Origin of the sequence: Sphingobium sp. EM0848 (assembly GCF_013375555.1) — a bacterium.
Taxonomy (GTDB): domain Bacteria; phylum Pseudomonadota; class Alphaproteobacteria; order Sphingomonadales; family Sphingomonadaceae; genus Sphingobium.
This window is the reverse complement of the sequence record NZ_JABXWB010000001.1, coordinates 2,508,087-2,524,167: the sequence shown is the minus strand read 5'-3', so window position 1 is coordinate 2,524,167 and position 16,081 is coordinate 2,508,087. Positions and strand designations below refer to the sequence as shown.

The window sequence follows — 16,081 nt, the reverse complement described above, 5'->3', positions numbered from 1 at the left end:
CGGCTGGAACAGTCGGCGGCTCGCAGAATGCGGAAAGAAGAATCTTCGCGCAAAGTCTTTCGTCATGCTGAACTTGCGTCTGCACGACGAAAGGGAGGAAGGTTCAGCGCGTGGCAGGCTTGCGCGCGGCGGGCTGGGCCTGCGCGACGGCGGCGCCCGGCTTGGCGGCGAGGCGGGAAATGGTCTTCAGCGCATAGTCGAGCTGGAAATCCTCGATCCCCTTCTTCTTCAACTCCTCCGCCGTCGCGGCGAAGCGCGGATCCTCCTTCGTATCCTCTTCCAGCGCGGCGTTATCGGTCTTGATCTCGTTGATCAGGTGCCGACGCAGATCGCTTTCGCGGAATTTGGGGCGGCTCTTGTAATCGGGGTCGGAAAGCTGCGGCACCTTCACGTCCGGTTCGATCCCGCCCTCCTGCACAGAGCGGCCCGAAGGGGTGTAATAGCGTGCCGTGGTCAGCTTGAGCGCGGTGGTGTTGGTCAGGGGCAGCATGGTCTGGACGCTGCCCTTGCCGAAGCTGCGTTCACCCATCACCAGCGCGCGATGCTGGTCCTGCAACGCGCCCGCCACGATTTCGGAGGCCGAGGCGGAACCCGCGTCGACCAGCACGATGATCGGCAGTCCCTTCGCATCGTCGCCGGGCTTGGCATAATAGCGTTCGACATCGCCCTTGTTGCGGCCGCGCTGCGATACGATCTCACCACGCTCCAGGAAGGTGTCGCTGACCGAGACGGCTTCGTCCAGCAGCCCGCCGGGGTTGGATCGCAGGTCGAGGATATAGCCGGTCGGCTTGTGGCCCAGTGATTTGTCGATGCTGCGGATCGCCTGACGCAAGTCGGCGCCGGTATTGGCGGAGAAGCTGACGATGTTGATGACGCCGACTCCGTTCTTCACTTCCCATTTCACGGGCTTGATCTGGATGATCTCCCGCGTCAGCGTCACTTCGATCGGCTTGTCGCGACCGGGGCGGACGATGGTGAGCTTGATCTGCGTGCCGGGCGCGCCGCGCATCTTGTCGACGGCTTCATCCAGCGTGCCGCCATAGATCAGCTGCCCGTCGAGATGCGTGATATAATCGCCCGCCTTGATCCCCGCGCGCCAGGCCGGGGTGTCCTGCGTCGGCGCGATCACCTTGACCGCGCCATCCTCCTGCGTGACGGAAAGGCCGAGGCCGCCATAGCTGCCTTCGGTCTGGGTGCGCAGATTCTGGAAGTCGCGGGCATCGAGGAAGCTCGAATGCGGGTCGAGGCTGGCGAGCATGCCGTCAATGGCGCCCTTGATCAGCTTTTCATCGTCGACCTTCTCGACATAATCGCTGCGGACCTTCTGGAACACGTCCATGAACTCGTCGAGGGCCTTGTAGCTGCTGGCTTCCCCGTCGGCGAGCGCGGCCGTGGTGGCGGGGATGAGTGCGAGCGCGCCGAGGGCAATGGCGCCCCGGAAGAAATTGGATTTCATCGCTGTCCTTGAGTCCTGCATCGAACGGTCAGTATAGGCGCTTTTCGGACAGAAGCAAAAGCGTGTGTCATCTGGCGGGTCCGGACGGGGCAGACCCGCGCAAAAAGCTGGTTTTTGCCGGTTTCTATCTGGCGGGTCAGCCAAGGCCCGCCAGCGGCACGATGTCCACCGGGCGGCCGTTTCGGCGCAATTCGACGGTGATGCTGGACCGGCCCGGCCCGCTATTGCCGATCGGATCACCCTGCCTGACGCTGTCGCCGACCGCCGTGCGGAGGCGCAGCAGGCCGGTGATCAGCGTCGTCCAGCCGCCGCCATGGTCGATGATGACGATCTGCCCATAGCCGCGATAGGGGCCGGCAAAGACGATGCGGCCCCCGGTCGGCGCGACGGCCAGGGCATTGGGCCGGGTTGCGATGGTAAGGCCGCGCGAGCGGATGCCGCTTTCGGATACCTCGCCCATGCCTGTCACCAATTGCCCCACGACCGGCAGGCGGTAGGGCGGCGCGGCGCTGGGGCCGCGAGCCTGTTCCGGAACAGGGGCGCGGGCCTGATCGGGGCGAGCGGGGCGCAGTATCGGGCCGGACAGGGCCGCCAGCCGGTCGCGCAGGTCGCCCGCCTCTTCCAGCTTGTCCATCAGGTCGACAATATCGCGCGCCCGTTCGCCCAGAGCGAGAGCGCGGTCGCTCTCCAGATCGGCATTGGCCCGGTAATCCTGCGCGGCGAGCCGTTTTTGCGCCTCCAACGTCTGGAGCGCGGTCTGTCGCTGTTTCAAATCCGTCTGGCTCTGCGTGAGCGAATTCGCCGCCTGTTCGGCGGTGGCCCGCAGGGCGCGGCTGCGATCCAGTTCCGCGCGCAGCCCGGCGGTGCGTTCGCGGATGACCGGCAGCACCTGCCCCAGCACGGCGCGCATATGGATGGCGTCGCTCAATGATCCGGGCTGCACCAGCGCCAGGGCAAGCGGCCGCTGCGCCATCATCTGCAAGGCGGCGGTCAGGCGGACGACAGGTTCCTGCCGGGCGGCGAGGCGGGCGGCCTGTGCGCGCTGAAGCCGGGCGATGATGGCGATGCGGGCCTGCGCCGCCTGAATATCGGCCTCGGCCTGCTGGATGCGCGCGGCCATGGCGGCGGCGCGGCGGCGGGCCTGCTCGGCTTCGTCACGGGCGGCGGCGGCCTGTTGTTCAAGGCGTTCGGAGCGTTCGCGCGCTTCCTCCGACTGGCGGCGGGCGGTCCGGAGGGCGGATTGTTCTTCGGAGAGGCTGGTGCCCGCAGTGCCGGGGAGGATGATGGCCTGACCATCGGCGGCGGGAAGCCGCGACGCGGCAAGGGCTGCCGCCCCAGCGAGGAATGCCGCGATAATCGCCGTTCGTTTCACCTGAAATGCCCCCCGCCGGTGCCGCGTTCGGCGCCGACCTTCCCTGACTAGGCAGAAACGCCCGTTCCTGTCGAGCGCCGGATCGCTCAACCTTCCCGGTGATAGGGGTGTCCCGCAAGGATCGAGCAGGCGCGCCAGAGCTGTTCGGCGAGCATCGCGCGGGCCACCATATGCGGCCAGGTCATGGCGCCGAAGGCGATCAGCAGGTCGGCATTGTCCCGTTCCGCATCATCGAAACCATCGGCTGCGCCGATCAGGAAACGGCATTCGCGCTTGCCCCCGTCACGCCAGCCCTCGATGCGCCGGGCAAAATCCAGGGAGCCGAGCTGGCGGCCCTTTTCATCCAGCATCACGGTGACGCACCCCGGCGGGGCAGGGGGCAGTTTGCCGCCCCGATCGGGCAATTCGGTGATCTTGAACGGCATGGTCAACCGCTTGGTATAGCGGTCGACCAGTTCCGCTTCGGGCGAGCGCCCGATCTTTCCGCGCGCGATGATGTGGAGGAGCATGGCCTGCCCCTAGCCCTTCATCGCGCGCTTGTCGAAGGGGCTTTAGGCGGTGCCCGCCACCGGCGCGTCGACGAAGCCCCACATCCGTTCCAGATTGTAGAAGCTGCGCACTTCCGGCCGGAACAGGTGGACGATCACGTCGCCGGCATCGATCAGCACCCAGTCGGCCACCGGCAGGCCCTCGACCCGTGCGGAGCGCCCGGTCGCCTGCTTGATCCGTTCGGCCAGCTTCTGTGCCATCGACGCGACCTGACGGGACGAACGCCCGCTGGCGATCACCATATGGTCGGCAATGCTGCTCTTGCCTTCGAGGGGGATGGAGATGGTTTCCTGCGCCTGGTCATCGTCCAGCGATTTCAGGACAAGGTCATGCAGGGCGGCAACGCTGTCGGCATTCAGGGCCGTGTCGTTGGCGGGGTGCGGTCTGGTCAAAAGTGCTCCATTCTAGACGATCATCCGGCGCGTGAGCGGGTCACGCACACGCGTTTTACTATATTCGCGATGCCAGAGGGGGTCCGCCTGCCGCAGCAGGGTTGCCGATCTTGGATCAGGGCGAAAGCGCAAAAGCACGAGCGCCGGGAGTCTCCAATCCGTCCAGTCTGCACTCTGGCGCGCGGGCCGGACGAAGCGCCGCAGCCAACTCATGGCCGGTGAGCCACGGGCGGCGTCATCATAGCCGGGCCGGGCGATGACGGCAATGGGCATTATCCGGGCTATGCCGCGCCAGTCCTTCCACTGGCCGAACTGGGCGAGATTGTCGGCGCCCATCAGCCAGATGAAATGGTGGCGCGGATAGCGCTGGCGCAGCGCCTTGAGCGTGTCGACGGTGTAACGCGTGCCAAGCTGCGCTTCGATGGCGGTGGGACGTATGGGGTTGCGCCGCGCGACTTTTCGGGCGTGGGCAAGCCGGGCGGACAGAGGGGCCATGCCGGTCTTTGGTTTCAGAGGATTGCCCGGAGACACCAGCCACCAGACTTCATCCAGCCCCAGCGCCGTCGCCGCGAACGTCGAAATGGCACGATGCCCGCCATGTGCCGGATTGAAGGAGCCGCCCAGAAGCCCAATGCATTTCATGATTCGGCCCCATGCCAGTTGCTTGGGTTTTGGGCAAATCTGTTGGCAGCGTTCCTTTGGTTAATGATTATTTAGCAAACTAATGGAGGTGCTTTCCCCGAGGCAGAAACCCACCGGAAAGCTGATAATATAATTAGCTGCCTAATCGTCTTGCCATTTCAGAATCATTCCGCCGCACTGGGTAAAGCTTCCGGCAAGGCCCGCAAGGCCTCGGCTGAGGCGGGTTCACGCACCAGCGCTTCCACAGGCTCCAGTTCGTCCAGCTCTTTGCCGCCAGTCTCGATATTGAGATCGCGCAACTTGCGCCCTGTCACCAGCACCCGGCTTTCGAAGCTGCCGACAAAGGCATTATAATCGCCCACCGCGCCGTTGAGCCGGTTGCCGAGCTTCTTGAGCGATCCGGCCGCCGCCGCCAGCCGTTCGTAAAGTTCCTTGCCGAGCATGCCGATCCGCTTGGCTTCGTCCGCCATCTTTTCCTGTCGCCAGACCGCCGCGACCGTGCGGGCGATGGCGATCAGATTGGTCGGGGTCGCCAACAGGACGCGTTTCCCAAATGCGTGATCCCAGAGCTGGGGATCATGTTCCAGCGCGGCGGAGAGGAAATGCTCGCCCGGCACGAACATGATCACATAGTCGGGAGCTTCGTCGAACTGGTCGGCATAGGCCTTCCGTCCCAGCGTCTCGACATGCGCGCGCATCGCGGCGGCGTGGGCCGAAAGGAAGCGCTTTTTCTCCTCGTCACCCTCCGCGCCATAGGCGTCCTGATAGGCGTTCAGCGATACCTTGGCGTCAATCACCAGCGCCCGCCCGCCCGGCACGCGCAGGATCGCGTCGGGCCGCAACCGGCCATCTTCGCCCTCCACGCTCACTTCGGTCTGGAAGTCGACATGTTCGCTCAGGCCGCAGGTTTCGAGGACATTGCGCAATTGCTGTTCGCCCCAGCGCCCGCGGGCCTTGGGGGCATGACGCAGCGAATCGACCAGCCGCTGGGCTTCCGCGCGTACCGCTTCCTGCCCCGTTTTCATCGATTCGATTTCGCCGCGCAGGATGCCATAAGCCTCTGTACGCTGCTGTTCGATCTGCGTGATCTTCTGGTCGTAGCGCTGGATCGTTTCGTTGACCGGGTGGAGCAATTGCTTGAGCTGCGCCTCGCTCTTTTCATGTGCCTGCGCCAGCCGTTGGTCGGCCCGTTCGAGGAAGTGGTTCTGTGCCTGATGCAGCAGCTTGCCGCCAATCTCGCTGAATTGCGCCGAAAGCTGTTCCTTGGCATCCTTGAGCGCGGCGATCTGAGCCTCGAAAGCCTTCGCCCGCGCCTGCGTGTCGGACCGCAGCGCCGCCAGTTCCCGCGCCGCTAGTTCCCGGCCCGCACGTTCCGTTTCCAGCTTCAAAGACAGATCCGCCGCCTGCGCCGCACGCTCCTGCGCCACAACCAATTCTTGAAGTGCCGCGTTGCGCTGGGCCGACGCCATGTCGAGCTTGCCTGTCAGATCGGCCTTTTCCGCGGCAAGAGGCGCCACCGCCTTGCCCCCGAGCAGCCAGCCCAGGCCCAGCCCAGCGACAAGCGCGACAATGATGAAAATGACGGCAAGGCTGTCCATGGGCACCCCTTCTTGGAACGAAAGGTGAACTTAACGGCGTGACGTCATTCCCGCAAGCCTTCTCGCGCCTGGCATCGGGAGGAAATCAATCAACGGTTACGGGCGATCCCGTCGACGTCCACCACCCGGCAGCAAGCCTGATCTTTCATAGCCATCCGTTTCGGATCGCTATGGCGGTAGCATGGATCTTATTCGACGCTTCCAGTTTCACGATGGCATTGTTGAGGTGGAATTCCACCGTTCGGCGGCTTCGTCCGATGATCTCGGCCGTTTCCCATGCAGTCTTTCCTACGCTGACCCAGAGCAGGCATTCCCGCTCCTTTTCGGTGAGGGGATGAAGATTGTCGGTGGTTTCGCCTGGCATGTTCGAAGAAATAGGGGGTGCGGTGGCTTCATCCCCGCTTCCGTTCGAGAATTCGAGTTGTTGGGAGCCGTTTAGGGCTGATTGCAAGGTTCTGGAACGGAAATCGGTAATATCGGTTATGCAACCGATTGCGCGTCTGTGGTTTTGTGCGTCATATATAATAGATGCGACTGATCTTATCCAGCGCACTTCTCCGGATGATCGTACAATCCGAAATTCGATGTCATATCTTTCATCATTTTCAATAAGATTCGATATTGCATCATCATCTATACGCGTTGCTTTTTCGATATCTTCCGGAAATATATACGATATGAAATCAGATATCGTTTCAATCTTTTTTATATTATAATCTATTCCAAGTATTTCATGCCAGCGTTCGTTGCAAAACATCTTTCCGGTTTCGATATCGAAATCCCAAATCCCGCCGCCAATCGCCTTAAAGGATAAAGATAGCCGATCGTAATTGGTAATTTCTTTATTGGTTTTCCGGGGGCGTCGACGCTCTGTTTGCGCCATTTAATCCAGTTCCTCTTCGAACTCTTGCCTTCGAATGCCTGTCTGTTGAGCGGCAGGCCAAGTCTGTCATTTTTGATTCTCGTATAATGATATCGAATGATGTGGTGTGGAAAATCCGGTAATTTTACTAGTTGTGTAACTTATTAAAATAGATAACTGATAATATTGAGTATTTCATAAGAAATTATTTTTAATGATATTAATATAAATTAATTTATTTAATATTAATTAATTTATAAATAAATAATTATTTAAATAAAGTGGAAAATTTATTGAAAGTTCTAAGAGGCGACCCGAGGAACCGGCTTTAATGAAAAGTCGATTCCAAACTTGAGCTCACTCATATTCATATATGAGTGAGCTCATTTCTGCCTCACGTTGAAATGAAGGATTTCGTTCCGGGCCAATCTTCTTTCTCCCATCACGCAGCCATCAAAGTGTCGAGACTGGGTAGAAGGCGCTAGATTAACTTGGAATGAAATTTCCGCCGGCCTGATCGGCAATGCGCCGGGCAATTGACGCGGGTCAGCGCGGCAGGGCGGCAGAGGGATGCACGACCCACGCTGGCGGCGGCGCATAGGAGGCGAGATTACGCCGGAGGCTGGTCAAGGCCAGAACGCCCAGCCGGCGCAGTTCCGGATCGTCCAGCCCTGCGATCCTGGGCAGCACGCGGTCGATCGCCCGAACAAGCGCGGGATCGGGATCGATAGGGCCATCCTCGCGCAGTTCGGAATAATGCGTCTCGACCTGGCGCAGCACGACCGCGACCAGCTTCGCGCCCCAGGGTGTCGAGCGTTTCTGGAACTTGCGCAGGTCGGTGATTGCGATGCCCACACGCGTGTCGGCCAGAATATCCAGCAGCGGCTGGGTCGGATCGAGGGCCAGGGTCTTGAGGCGCGGGGTCAGCATCGCCACGCGGTCGAGCATCCGGCCGATCCAGGCGCTGGGGTCAAGCGATCCCTTACCGGCGGCCATCGCGGCCAGTTCGTGCCATCCGGCGCGAACGAGCCGGATGACGCTGGACCGCGCACCCATGGAACTGGCGAAATTCAGCATGAATACGGCGATGCCCACGCCGACGAGCTGGGCGACGGCTGAATTCAGGAACAGCTGAAAATGCGCGTCATAATGTTCGTTGAGGCCGAGCAGACCGGGCAGCGTCAGCATGATCCCGATCGCATAGGGTATAGTGGCCGGCCGCGCCTGAAAGCTGCCGATCACCAGCAGGGCAGGTGCAAGAAGGGCGGCCAGCGTCGGAAAATCGCTGGTGCGCGGCATGATGATGAATGCGTAGATGGCGCTGACCGGGATGGCCGTGATCGTCCCCCACAGCACCTGGGTCGCGGTCGGCCCCGGATTGTCGAGATGACTGTACAGGGCACAGACGATGCAGGCGATCACCACGGCATTGCCGCCTTCGGGCCAGGCCATGGCGATCCACAGGGCGGTGCCGATCCCCAACGTGCCCATGGTGGCGAATGCGCCGCGGAGCGCGAGGCCGTAATCGCGGTTCAGCGGCTGGGCGCGTGCCTTGCGGATGGCCATGCGGATCGCGGGTGATCCCTTCTGGCCATGGGTCGTGATGATGTCGTGCAGTTCGCGGGCGTCGCGATGGACGCGGATCAGGTCCTGCAGGCGGTCGAGCAGGCTGAGGCGAAGCGCGCTTTCCCAATCCCAGGGCGCGTCATAAAGCGGTTCGAGCGCACGGGCCCTTGCCGTCAGCATGTCGGCCAGATGGATTGAGCGCGGATCGTCCTGAACATTCTCCAGCCATTGCGCGACGTCGGCGACCAGACGCTCAAGCTCGCGCGGCAGGGCGTTCATCGCGCGGAGTTGGCCCAGACGGTCTTCGATCCCGCTGGCAAGCGGCAGCAGCAGCGACAGCCGATCCTGAAGGACGCGCAGCACCGCGACACGCACCGCCAGACGAGAGAGATCGAATGGCAGGTGCACGGCCAACTGATGCAGTTCGTGCAGGTCGAGAGCCAGCCGGCGGCGATCCCGGTCCAGCATGCCGGCATCGACTTTGGTCAGGGCGTCGCGCGACCAGAGTTCCGCGTCGCGCAATATCTGGCTGGTGCGTTCGGCCAGTTTCAGGGACACGGATCGCGGCAGGACAAGGGCGTGGATGAGCGTGCTGGCGGAAATGCCGATGAGGATTTCCTGCACGCGAAGGCTGGCGATGTCGAAGACCGTGCCGGGATTGCTGACCGCGGGGAAGCCCACGATGCTGGCCGTGTAACCGGCAAGAAGGAAGGTGTAGGAACGTGGCGTGCGGTCCAGCATCGCCACATAGGTGCACAGCGCCAGCCACAGTCCCAGAACCCAGGACAGCAGTTCAGGTGCATTCACGAATTGCGGCACGATGATGATGGCGACCATCGCGCCGAACAGCGTGCCGATCATCCGGAAGGCGGCCTTGGACATCATCGCCCCGGCCAGCGGCTGCGCCACGATATAGCAGGTGACGATCGACCAGTAGGGGCGCGGCAGGCCTATACGCAAAGCGATATAATAGGCGAGAATCGCCGAGGCATAGGTCTTCAGTGAAAAGCACGCGTCGGCGATGCCCGCCTTGCCTTCGGCGACCATGAACGCATTTTGCCTGTCGGTGCGCAATGTCTTGGACGTTTCCTCCCGAGGCTTGCGCAAAGAGGTCAAGCTCATGCCCGTTTTGATATATCTGGAAGGGGCTGCCGTCATGCAGGAGTTGCCAATATCATGCGGCGCGCGCCACATGTGGCGGTCGTCACCATATTGTCATGCGTCGTATCGGGGGGCATCGACGCCAACGGATTTGGTAACTTGCGCCATGCGTCACAGCAGCCCTTCCAGAGTCGGCCAGCGAGCCGACGGCGGCGTCACTGCATCTTCGCGATGGGCATGAACAGGACCATGTTGATCTGTTTCCATATCGCTACGATATAAACCCGATGCACCATGGACAGTGGCCCGACATGGCGCCGTCCAGAATCTGCCAAGCCACGGATTGAAGCGGATAGATTGTGCTCAATATTGATATTCGCCAGCTACGTTACTTTCTCGCGGTCGCAAATGAGCGCAGCTTCACGCGTGCCGCCGAACGGCTTCACATGGCGCAACCGCCATTGAGCAAGCGGATTCAGGAACTGGAGGCGGCTCTGGGCGTGACGCTCTTCGAACGGGAAAGCAGGCCGTTGCGGCTGACCGTGGCAGGGCAGCTCATGTACGAGCAGGCGAACATGGTTGTGCGGGGGATGCAGCAATTGCAGACCTCCATGCAAAGAATGGCTGTCCGTCAGGCGCCCCGGTTCGTTTTCGGTCTTGTGCCATCCACCTTATATGCGGGCTTGCCCGAGGTCATTCGCCGGTTCCGCGAAATCGTGCCGCACGTGGATGTCGGCCTCGCCGAAATGGGAAGCGAGGAGCAGATGGCAGCCCTCAACGACAGGCGGATCGACATCGGGTTCGACCGGATTCTGATCGAAGACCCGAATGTCCGGCACATCGTCACGCGGGACGAGCCGCTGGTGGCGGCGGTGTCGCGAAATCATCAACTCGCGGAGGGAGGCGCTTGCGTGGATCTCGCGACATTATGCAAGACGCCGCTCATCCTGTATCCGAGCGAACCGCGGCCGAGCTTTGCCGATCTGGTGCTTTCCGCCATTGCGGCCCATGGCATGACGCCGGAACATGTTCAGGAAGTGCGCGAACTCCAGACGGCGCTGGTCATGGTCGCGGCCGATATCGGCATTTGCATCGTGCCGCAGTCGGTGCGCCATCATGGGCGCAGCGACGTGCTGTTCCTCGATATTGTAGAGCCGATGACGGCGCCCCTGATCATACGCTTTCGCAAGGATGATGGATCGGCCGAACTGGGATCGCTGCTCGAACTTTACGGCCAGCTCTATCGCGAATGGGAATGGCCGCTGGCTCCGGAATTCGCGCATGTCGCGAACAGAGGGGGTGGCGTTTGAGCGGTTCGTCCGGCCGTTCGGAGAGTCTTTGCGAGCGTCTTTCTCATCGACGCGCTCATATCGAAACGGGTCAATCCGCGAGCATCCGGAGCGTCGCCGGATCTCGCGTGCCGTCGAACCAGCGGTCCAGCGCCTGAGCGAGAAGGGGGGATGGCTCGGCGGCCTCGAACAGCGTCAGCGAGGAACGCAGTTTCATGGCGTCCACCGAGCCGAAGACGGCAACCGGGTCGTTGGTGGAGAGGCCTTCCAGCGCTTCGACGCAGGTCCGATAGCGGGGGCCAAGCACAATATGGGCGAGGTAGGCGCGCGCTTCCTCGATCGAGGCGATGCCGTAATGATGCGCCGTGGGGCTTTGGCCCAGACCCCGAAGCTGGGGAAAGATGAACCACATCCAGTGCGAGCGCTTTGAACCGGCCCGGATTTCCGAAAGCGCGGTGTCATAGACATGGGCTTGGGCCTCAACAAAGCGGGCAAGCGCGTCGTTTGCGGTCATGGGATCATCCTCCTTGCTACAGCCATGCTTCCGTCAGGGGCCGCCGGATCGGTGAACGCAGTCATGTGGTCGGCCAATCCGCAAGCGCGCGTTTCGCATCGCTGACGCCAGAAACAAATATGGCGGCCGTCCCGGCGATTTGGAGAGGTTTGCCGGAACGACCGCCATGAAAATGGGACGCGGTAAGGAGGGCGCCGCATCCCATCGGGCACTTATTTATTATTTAAAGGTGTAGCGGACCCCCAGCGCGAGGGTGCGCGGCAACAGGGTGGTGCCCAGATTAAACTGGTCGGCATTCCCCACATTGTCGAACTTGTAATAGGTCTGCTGCGTCGACTTGGTGATGTTCACGGCGTCGAAGGTCAGGCCCAGACGGTCGTTGATGTTCCAGGTGAGTTGGAAATCCAAGCTTTTTTCCGGGGTCCGCCAAATGCCGATCGGGTTGGCGAACAGGCGCGCTTCGTTGGCGTAGAGGAACGCCTTGCGCCAGATGTAGGACAGGCGCGCGCCGATCGGGCCGTTATCATAGGCGAGCGTGGCGTTGTAGGACAGCTTCGACACGCCGAAGAAATCCGACTGGGTCGTGCCCGTGATGTTGCCCTGCGAGTCCGAGAGCGGGATCGTCTGGTTCGAGTCCAGCACGGTCAGGCTGCCGGTGAAACCCAGGCCGTCGAGGAAGCTGGGCAGATAGTGCGGGAAGTAAGTGAGTCCGACTTCCAGACCCTTCAGCACGCCATTGGAGGCGTTGACCGGGCGAGTGACCGAGAAATTGTTGGTCGCGCCGGCAATGATGCCGTTGTTGGGAATATATTCCATGAAGGTCAGCGGCACGACCAGCCCGTCGATTTCGCGACGGAAGCCGGTGACGGTGATCGCGCTGTCGCGGTCGAAATACCATTCCACCGCAACGTCGAAATTCTTCGAATGGGTGGGCTTTAGGGTCGCGGTGCCCGCCGTGCCGCTGCCATAGCCGACTTTGGTGAGGTCGCCCGTCAGCGAGTAATTGGGGTTGATGTCCGAGTAGTTGGGGCGCCGCAGCGTTTCACCATAGTTGAAGCGCAGGCGTAGCTTGTTGGTCAGTTCATAGCGTGCGGTGAAGCTGGGCAGCCACTTGCTGGAATAGCTGCCGACGCGGGTCTGCGCGCCGCCATTATAACGGTCGAAGAAATTATAGTTGGTGTCGACCGCGACATAGCGGACGCCGGCCTGCAACTGGAGCGGACGGCCGAAGATCGACAATTCGCCGTCAGCCTGCAAATAGGTGGACAGGGTGGTTTCGTCGATGTCGAACACCCGCTGCAGGGACAATTGGTCGGACGTCTTCAGGCCATAAAGGCCACGGACATAATCCGCATTGTCATAGAGCCACCAGCCATTGGGCAGAACCCAGCTGGTCGGCACGTCGGCGCGACCCTGGAAGAAGTCCTTGTTGGTGAAATAGGCCTCTTCCGGCAGAGTCGAGAAATTGGTGCCGAGCGCGCCTGCATCCTGGGTGCGCACGAAGGTCGACGCCTTGCGGTTGTCATAGCGGAGGCCGCCCTTGATCTGGCGCAGGAAGCCTTCATCCCACTTATAATAGGCGTCCAGCGTCCCCGTCAGCGCGCTGCCCTTGTCCTTCTGCGCATTGTCGTAAAGCTGGGCGATGTTCCAGGCGCCGGGATTGGTCAGCTGCGAATCATCGTCGAAATGATAGGAGGGGATGCCGCCGCCTGCGTTGAAATCGACGTCGATGGAGTTCGCGACGCGATCCGTGCGCATGGCGATGAAGGATGTCTGATATTTGCTGGTCTGATAGGCGACGTCGCCGATGATCTTTCCGCGATCGCCCAGGTCCCACTTGCCGTTCAGGGCATAGACGAAGCTGTCGGTCTTCTTCTTGGTGAAGTCGCCGCTGTTGAAGCCATAGACGCTGTTGGCCGTGCGCGCCTTGACGATGTTGGTGCCGTCATAGAGCGTCGGCGCTTGCGGGTTGCCCCAATAGTCGACGAAGCTGAATTGCAGGCTGTTGAACGTCTGATCACGGTAGCCGGCATAGAAGACCTCGGCGGTGTAGACCGAGCTGCTGTTGGGCGCCCATTGCAGCGCGACGTTGAAGGACGGGCGGGTGCGCTTGCCGTAGAGGTCGGAGCTGAACGCAGCGTCGCGCGACAGATAATAAGGCGTTTCGACACCGTTCACCAACATCGTCGATCCGGCTGCGGTCGGCAGACCCTGGCTGAGGCCGGGTTCCCATGCGCCGAGCGCCGGCGCCACCGCGAATGCACCGGTGACCGGATCGCGGTCAGCCGGGAAGATCCGTTGGAAGGGCGTCAGACCCGTTCCGGCGGCAGGCGTCATCGTCGCGAAGGGTACGAAGGCGCCTGCGGTCACGGTCTGCTGGCGATATTTGCTGCGGCTGTAGCTGCCGTTCACCAATATGCCGATGTCGCCGATGCCGGTTTCCCAGCGGTCGCTGACGAGCAGCGCGACGTTGGGATTATAGCTGTCGGCCTGTTCATTATAGATGCCGCGGGCGAGGGCTGAAATGGCGAAGCCGTCGAAATCGAACGGGCGGCGGGTGTCGACATTGATCTGTCCGGCAAGGCCGGTTTCGATCTGATCGGCGGAACGGGTCTTGTAGACGTCGACCCTGCTGATCAGGTTCGCCGAGATATCCTGGAGCGAGAAGGACTGGTTGGCGGCTGTGAAGATGTTGCGACCGTTGAGCGTGGTGAGCGGATCGCTGAGGCCGCGAATATAGATCGCACCGGCTTCCGCGCCGCCCTTGTCGCTGACCTGTACGCCAGTGACGCGTTGCAGCGCTTCGATGACGTTGTTGTCAGGCAATTTGCCAACGTCTTCCGCGACGATCGAATCGACGATCTGGGTCGACTGCTTGCGGATATTCAGCGACCCGACGATCGATGCACGGACGCCGGTGACGACAATGTCATTGGCTTCGTCCTGCTGCGGGATGGTCTGCGGCGCGGCGTCAGTCTGGGCATGGGCGGCGCCGGCCAGCATGAGCGCCAGAAGGGATGCAGATGTGGAAATGAGTGGCTTTGCGGCCATGGTGTATCCTCCCCTGGAGATTTGGGCGCGTTGGTGCGCCAGGAATTACTCTGACTAATTATTTCTCGGAGTAATAGAGCGCAAGAGGAAATTTCATCGCCGTGCATCTGAAAATCGGAAGGTCGTGATAAATTTGCCGCAGTGGCGATGATTTCGGCATTCCATCCCCGAAAGAAGCACGGTCCAATCGCAAAAAGAGAGCCGGCCTTCGCGGGAGAAGACCGGCTCTTTGTCAATTATTTGTCTGAGTTTGTTCAGTCGGCAATCCAATGAGCCGTAGCGTCGCGGCTGCGTGTCAGGCGGATTTCGCCCTCGACCGCGCCCAGCGCCTTGCCCGGCACGGCGATGGATACGAAGCGCACGGTGTCCGACCGCGCATCGGTGAAGCGGACGAACTGGCTGCGCAGGGCAAAATCCGCGCTGCGGTCGTCGCGGGCAAGCGCGACCGTGCCGTCCTTGGCCGCGACCAGATAATGATCGGGCAGAAGAATGGGGGAGAGCATGATGCTTTGCGGTCCGGCGCGACCGGCGGATTGGCGGAACTGGGTAGCGGGCAGGGAGGGATTGCCGGCGATCAGGCGGGTGCCCTCATGCGCCAGCAGCGCCTTGGGATTGGTGGCCGATGCGAAACGTTCGGGCAGCGGACCATTGCCCACGGGCACGCCGAAATCGGGCGTGCCGTCGGCCTTGTAATAAAGGCGCTGAATGCGGGTGTGGCGATCGGGGTTGAACAGCGGGTCGCCCTTGATCGCCTCATAGTCGCGGCCATGATAGACCAGTATGTCGCGGCCCTTCTCGTCCACGGTGAAGCTGTTGTGGCCGGGACCGTAGACGCTGGTTTCGCGGCAGGTGGTGAAGACCGGCTGCGGCGACTTCACCCAGACATTGGGGTCCATGATGTCGGCATCCTCGGGTGCGGTCAGCAGGCCCAGGCAATAACGTGCGTCGGTGGCGCTGGCCGAATAGGTCATGAACAGGCGCCCGTTGCGGTGCAGAACGGCGGGCGCCTCCGCCACCTTGTAGCCGCGCACTTCCCAGTCGAGGGTCGGGATGGTGAGGCGGGTGGCCTTGGCAGCCAGTTTCAGCGGCGTTTCAAGGGGAGCGATATAGAGGTTGCTGTTGGTTTCTATCCCCGGTTCGCGCTGCGCCCAGGCGAAATAGCGCTTGCCGCGATGAACGAAGCTGGTGGAGTCGAGGTTGAAACTGTCCCAGGGCGCCTGGAACCGGCCCAGCACCCTCCATTTGCCGGTCATCGGATCGGGACCGTCGCAGACGATCGCATAGGTGCGGATGCGGAACACATCTTCGCCGCCGCCGCTGGGACCGGCGGCGAAATACATGATCCATTTGCCATCGATCTGATGGAGCTCGGGCGCCCAGATGAAACCCGACATGGGGCCGGTCTTTTCGTGGCGCCAGAGTACGACTTCTTCCGCCGTGGAGAGGCCCGCCAGCGTCTTTGAGCGGCGGAGGACCAGCCGGTCATATTCGGGGACCGAGCCGGTCAGATAATAATAGCCGTCCTCATGGCGGAAGACCTGGGCGTCGGCGCGCTGCTTCACCAGCGGATTGACGGGGGGCGGGGCAGGCTGCTCGTGCGTCGCGGCGCGGGCCATCATCGGGGCGGCGGACATGGCCGCCGTGCTGACGATGAAACCGCGGCGGGACAGGCTGAAATTCATGGTTTTT

At 61.7% G+C, this 16,081-nt stretch carries 12 protein-coding genes; 1 reads left to right on the top strand and 11 read right to left on the bottom strand.

Features of this window, described 5'->3' with window-relative positions; translation table 11 throughout:
• Positions 1-103: 103 nt before the first annotated feature.
• From HUK73_RS12230 to HUK73_RS12195, 8 genes are all read right to left on the bottom strand, one after another.
• Positions 104-1,456: a S41 family peptidase gene (locus tag HUK73_RS12230; protein WP_176592138.1), complete on the bottom strand. Its 1,353-nt coding sequence runs from the start codon at positions 1,454-1,456 to the stop codon at positions 104-106.
• A 136-nt stretch (positions 1,457-1,592) separates the two neighbouring features.
• Positions 1,593-2,828 carry a peptidoglycan DD-metalloendopeptidase family protein gene (locus tag HUK73_RS12225; RefSeq protein WP_176592137.1) on the bottom strand — a complete coding sequence of 412 codons (1,236 nt, stop codon included), beginning with the start codon at positions 2,826-2,828 and terminating at the stop codon, positions 1,593-1,595.
• A gap of 86 nt (positions 2,829-2,914) precedes the next feature.
• Positions 2,915-3,337 (bottom strand): 23S rRNA (pseudouridine(1915)-N(3))-methyltransferase RlmH, encoded by a 423-nt coding sequence (locus HUK73_RS12220; protein ID WP_176592136.1) that lies wholly within the window; start codon positions 3,335-3,337, stop codon positions 2,915-2,917.
• 42 nt (positions 3,338-3,379) lie between these two features.
• A complete protein-coding gene (gene rsfS, locus HUK73_RS12215) occupies positions 3,380-3,769 on the bottom strand; it encodes a ribosome silencing factor (protein ID WP_176592135.1) in 390 nt (129 codons plus the stop codon).
• A 12-nt stretch (positions 3,770-3,781) separates the two neighbouring features.
• Complete coding sequence (locus tag HUK73_RS12210; RefSeq protein ID WP_176592134.1) at positions 3,782-4,411, bottom strand: nicotinate-nucleotide adenylyltransferase; 630 nt, start codon at positions 4,409-4,411, stop codon at positions 3,782-3,784.
• 164 nt (positions 4,412-4,575) lie between these two features.
• Positions 4,576-6,009, bottom strand: coding sequence for a DNA recombination protein RmuC (locus HUK73_RS12205; RefSeq protein ID WP_176592133.1), 1,434 nt, complete (start codon positions 6,007-6,009; stop codon positions 4,576-4,578).
• 145 nt (positions 6,010-6,154) lie between these two features.
• On the bottom strand, positions 6,155-6,892 hold the full coding sequence (locus HUK73_RS12200) for a helix-turn-helix transcriptional regulator (RefSeq protein ID WP_176592132.1): 738 nt from the start codon (positions 6,890-6,892) through the stop codon (positions 6,155-6,157).
• 525 nt (positions 6,893-7,417) lie between these two features.
• Positions 7,418-9,559 (bottom strand): FUSC family protein, encoded by a 2,142-nt coding sequence (locus HUK73_RS12195; protein WP_255326268.1) that lies wholly within the window; start codon positions 9,557-9,559, stop codon positions 7,418-7,420.
• Positions 9,560-9,897: 338 nt separating this feature from the next.
• On the opposite strand from HUK73_RS12195, the gene HUK73_RS12190 reads away from it, so the two are divergent.
• Positions 9,898-10,848 carry a LysR family transcriptional regulator gene (locus HUK73_RS12190; RefSeq protein ID WP_369805486.1) on the top strand — a complete coding sequence of 317 codons (951 nt, stop codon included), beginning with the start codon at positions 9,898-9,900 and terminating at the stop codon, positions 10,846-10,848.
• A 70-nt stretch (positions 10,849-10,918) separates the two neighbouring features.
• On the opposite strand, the gene HUK73_RS12185 is transcribed toward HUK73_RS12190, so the two are convergent.
• The 3 genes from HUK73_RS12185 to HUK73_RS12175 form a co-directional block, all read right to left on the bottom strand.
• Positions 10,919-11,341: a DUF1810 domain-containing protein gene (locus HUK73_RS12185; RefSeq protein WP_176592131.1), complete on the bottom strand. Its 423-nt coding sequence runs from the start codon at positions 11,339-11,341 to the stop codon at positions 10,919-10,921.
• A 219-nt stretch (positions 11,342-11,560) separates the two neighbouring features.
• Positions 11,561-14,392 (bottom strand): TonB-dependent receptor, encoded by a 2,832-nt coding sequence (locus tag HUK73_RS12180; protein WP_176592130.1) that lies wholly within the window; start codon positions 14,390-14,392, stop codon positions 11,561-11,563.
• A 254-nt stretch (positions 14,393-14,646) separates the two neighbouring features.
• A complete protein-coding gene (locus HUK73_RS12175) occupies positions 14,647-16,074 on the bottom strand; it encodes a glycoside hydrolase family 43 protein (RefSeq protein ID WP_176592129.1) in 1,428 nt (475 codons plus the stop codon).
• Positions 16,075-16,081 lie beyond the last annotated feature (7 nt).

Bases quoted from the DNA above. Each gene is read 5' to 3' on its own strand.
- HUK73_RS12230 (WP_176592138.1), bottom strand. From the start codon at position 1,456: ATGAAATCCAATTTCTTCCGGGGCGCCATTGCCCTCGGCGCGCTCGCA.
- HUK73_RS12220 (WP_176592136.1), bottom strand. From the start codon at position 3,337: ATGCTCCTCCACATCATCGCGCGCGGAAAGATCGGGCGCTCGCCCGAA.
- HUK73_RS12210 (WP_176592134.1), bottom strand. From the start codon at position 4,411: ATGAAATGCATTGGGCTTCTGGGCGGCTCCTTCAATCCGGCACATGGC.
- HUK73_RS12205 (WP_176592133.1), bottom strand. From the start codon at position 6,009: ATGGACAGCCTTGCCGTCATTTTCATCATTGTCGCGCTTGTCGCTGGG.
- HUK73_RS12200 (WP_176592132.1), bottom strand. From the start codon at position 6,892: ATGGCGCAAACAGAGCGTCGACGCCCCCGGAAAACCAATAAAGAAATT.
- HUK73_RS12195 (WP_255326268.1), bottom strand. From the start codon at position 9,559: ATGAGCTTGACCTCTTTGCGCAAGCCTCGGGAGGAAACGTCCAAGACA.
- HUK73_RS12185 (WP_176592131.1), bottom strand. From the start codon at position 11,341: ATGACCGCAAACGACGCGCTTGCCCGCTTTGTTGAGGCCCAAGCCCAT.
- HUK73_RS12180 (WP_176592130.1), bottom strand. From the start codon at position 14,392: ATGGCCGCAAAGCCACTCATTTCCACATCTGCATCCCTTCTGGCGCTC.
- HUK73_RS12175 (WP_176592129.1), bottom strand. From the start codon at position 16,074: ATGAATTTCAGCCTGTCCCGCCGCGGTTTCATCGTCAGCACGGCGGCC.